Genomic DNA, 517 nt, shown 5'->3' on the forward strand with positions numbered 1-517 from the left:
GAAAGTTTTTTAGAGAAAAGCCCTTATTATGCGATCACTCTTAAAAACGCGCAAGAAGCCAAAGCGATCGATCCTTTTAATCTAGAAGAGGTTAAGTCGCTCATAGAAAACGCACCAAGCTTGCGATTAAAGGCGTTTTTAGCGGTAGCGTTTTTTACCGGCTTAAGGACAGGCGAACAATTAGCGCTTTTTTGGAGCGACATTGATTTTGAAAACAAAAAAATCAACATTGACAAATCTTTAAACCTTTCAGGAGTTATCACAACCCCTAAAAACAAGCCAAGCATTAGACAAATTGACCTATTAGAGCCCGTGGAGAAAATCCTAAAAGAGCTAAAAGCAAGCGAGCCGGCTAATAAAAAAATGATTTTTCTTAGCATTCCTAAAAGGACTCAAGAGTTTCAAATAATGTTTAAAAAACTATTGAAAACCTTGAATTTAAAAGACCGCAAGCTTTACACCACGAGGCACACTTTTGCAAGCTTAATGTTAAGCCAGGGCGAAGAGGCCATGTGGG

1 protein-coding gene is annotated in these 517 nt (G+C 38.5%); it reads left to right on the top strand.

Annotated elements, in window-relative coordinates; translation table 11 throughout:
• On the top strand, positions 1-517 hold a 517-nt coding region (locus IE313_RS34805; RefSeq protein WP_189939391.1), incomplete at both ends, for a site-specific integrase.

This window comes from Streptomyces sulfonofaciens (genome assembly GCF_014656295.1).
Lineage (GTDB): Bacteria > Actinomycetota > Actinomycetes > Streptomycetales > Streptomycetaceae > Streptomyces > Streptomyces sulfonofaciens.